Genomic DNA, 2,419 nt, shown 5'->3' with positions numbered 1-2,419 from the left:
GACGCTGACAGCGATACCCTCGGCGGATGGGTAATCGAATCTTTTGGCGGGCATTTCCCGCTGCCGGGCGAAACTTTTGAATATGAAAACCTTAAAATTACCGTTCTCTCCATGGAAGGTAGAAGGGTCGACCGCGTTCTGGTAAAGCGTATTCCGCTGAATAAAGTGGAAGACAAATAAGCTGTTTCTGAAAGCATTTCTATTGTATTTCGCCCATCCGCATGTACCGCGGATGGGCGAAAAAACTTCTTGCATCAGGTCTGCATTTGAGATATAATACACAAGCTCAGCAGAAAACAGATTATCCGGGTGTAGCGCAGCTGGTAGCGCGCTTGGTTTGGGACCAAGATGTCGCAGGTTCGAATCCTGTCATCCCGAATTAAAAGACTTGTCCTAATTGGCAAGTCTTTTTTTTACTCAATTTCATAAATTTAAATTAGAATTCTAAGTGGAAAGAATTAATGAAAAGATATTAAATAAAAAAAATCCCCCGTCCTTCAAAGTGCACTCATGAAGAACAGGGGATTTTATGTGCAACTTTCAAATATTATTTGAAATCTTTTGGTCGTCTTTCAACGCGCTTGCATTTCTGGCATTCTGCGTAATTCTTGAGTCTGCCATTTTCGAGTTTTGTCTTCATTTCAACTTCGCCACCACATGTGCAGTTAAATTTCTGTGTTGCAACAGTAGTACGAGAGTTCTTTGATGCACCAGCCATTTCTAGCCTCCCTATAAAAATAATCGATTATCTAACCATTTTACTGATTATAGATTGCTGTGTCAATAATAATGAATAATCTTTACCAATCTTTATTGAGTATTATTTTTTATCATTTAGAGCGAAATAAAACTAAAAATTATTTGCAAATTGATAAAAAAGGATTATAATTTATAAATATTAATCTTACTTTAAGAGAGGTTTGCATGGACATCCAGGTACAAGATTTAATCGAAAAGATTAAAAAAGACGGTGTCGCAGCTGCCGAAAAATCTGCATCTGAAGTAAAAGCTCAGGCTCAATCTGAAGCCGAGAAAATCATCGCTAATGCGAAAGAAGAAGCAGACAAAATCATTAAAGCAGCAAAAGATGAAACAGCACGAATGGAAAAGGCTAGCGAAGACGCAATTCGTCAGGCAAGCCGAAATCTCGTGCTTTCATTTCGTGACTCAATCACAAAGGAACTTTCTGCGCTCATCACAGCAGAATCAGAAAAAGCTTATTCTTCTGACTTGCTCTCAAAACTCATTCCAGAAACTGTTAAAGCCTGGACAGCTAACACAGAAGCAAGTGAAGTTTCAGTTCTTCTTAACGAAAAAGATTTGGCTTCTCTCGAATCAAATCTCAAAGCCGCTCTCAAAGCAGAAATCTCAAAAGGTCTCACGCTCAAAGTTGACAATTCCATCAACTCTGGTTTCCGTGTCGGCGTAAAAGATGGTGCTGCTTTCTATGACTTCTCAGCAGAAGCCGTTGCAGAGCTTTTCAGCGCATACCTTAATCCACGGGTTGCCGCTATCATGAAAGAGGCTAGTAAAGAGTAACAGGGGGTAAAAATGAGTAATCAATACTACCTTATGTCGCAGCTTCCAGGTTTTGCTGTCAGTGACGACAAAACGGTACTTCCAATTACTTATGAATACTATTATGACCTCTGTTCACGCTTTCTTAACAAAAACGAAATGAAGATTCTTGACGGACTTTCACTTGAACCTTCTCTTGATTCTTCAAAAACTGGCTCTTCCTTTGTTGACGAATGGAACTACAAAGAAAAAAGCCTTCGCCTTGCACTCGCTCAGATTCGTGCTCTCCGTATGAAAAAGAAGTTCAGTGCCGGCAACGAGTCAATAGCTCCTGATGCAGTTCAGGCGGCGCGCACTGCAAGCGGTATGGACAGCCCATTAGCTGCCGAACAATACCTCAATCAGTACAGGCTCTCTGTTATAGAAAGCATGAGACCAACAGACGGGTTTTCACTTGATGCCGTATTCAGTTACGGTCTTAAGTTAAAGCTTGCTTCCCGAATGAAAAAGTTCGATGAGGCAGCTGGATTGGCTTCTTACAAGAAGATTTACACAAGAATTCTTGAAGATAAATAGATTTCCCTCAAACGGAAGTCATTATGATGGAGAATTAAATGACGGATACAAAAGGAAAGGTAGTCGGAGTTAATGGAAACATGGTTTCTGTCGAATTTGACGGGACAGTTTCTATGAACGAAGTTGCCTATGTAAAAGTAGAAGACTCAAGCTTAAAGAGCGAAGTTATCCGTATCCGCGGAAATGTAGCTCAGCTTCAGGTCTACGAAATGACAAAAGGAATCAAGGCAGGCGATGTCGTCGAGTTTACAGGCGATTTGCTTTCTGCTGAACTTGGACCGGGTCTTTTGGGACAGGTTTATGATGGTTTGCAGAACCCGCTTCC

Annotated in this window: 4 protein-coding genes, 1 tRNA gene and 1 pseudogene; 5 read left to right on the top strand and 1 reads right to left on the bottom strand. The window is 40.8% G+C overall.

What is annotated here, in order from left to right; translation table 11 throughout:
• Both ACKI5B_RS02835 and ACKI5B_RS02830 read left to right on the top strand, forming a co-directional pair.
• Positions 1-180, top strand: a 180-nt coding sequence (locus tag ACKI5B_RS02835) for a transporter associated domain-containing protein (protein ID WP_407425625.1), incomplete at its 5' end; no start/stop codon positions are given.
• A gap of 125 nt (positions 181-305) precedes the next feature.
• Positions 306-379, top strand: a tRNA-Pro gene (locus tag ACKI5B_RS02830).
• A 168-nt stretch (positions 380-547) separates the two neighbouring features.
• Here the strand turns inward: ACKI5B_RS02830 and ACKI5B_RS02825 are convergent.
• Positions 548-718, bottom strand: coding sequence for a hypothetical protein (locus ACKI5B_RS02825; RefSeq protein ID WP_294430867.1), 171 nt, complete (start codon positions 716-718; stop codon positions 548-550).
• 206 nt (positions 719-924) lie between these two features.
• Between ACKI5B_RS02825 and ACKI5B_RS02820 the strand changes: the two genes are divergently transcribed.
• From ACKI5B_RS02820 to ACKI5B_RS02810, 3 genes and pseudogenes are all read left to right on the top strand, one after another.
• A complete protein-coding gene (locus ACKI5B_RS02820; RefSeq protein WP_407425623.1) occupies positions 925-1,539 on the top strand; it encodes a V-type ATP synthase subunit E in 615 nt (204 codons plus the stop codon).
• 12 nt (positions 1,540-1,551) lie between these two features.
• Entirely contained in the window at positions 1,552-2,094 is a 543-nt protein-coding gene (locus tag ACKI5B_RS02815) for a DUF2764 family protein (RefSeq protein ID WP_407425621.1), read from the top strand.
• 38 nt (positions 2,095-2,132) lie between these two features.
• Positions 2,133-2,419 (top strand): annotated as a pseudogene (locus tag ACKI5B_RS02810) (V-type ATP synthase subunit A); the annotation flags it as partial.

The organism is Treponema sp., from assembly GCF_045657965.1.
Lineage (GTDB): Bacteria > Spirochaetota > Spirochaetia > Treponematales > Treponemataceae > Treponema_D.
This window is presented reverse-complemented; position numbering and strand designations above follow the sequence as displayed.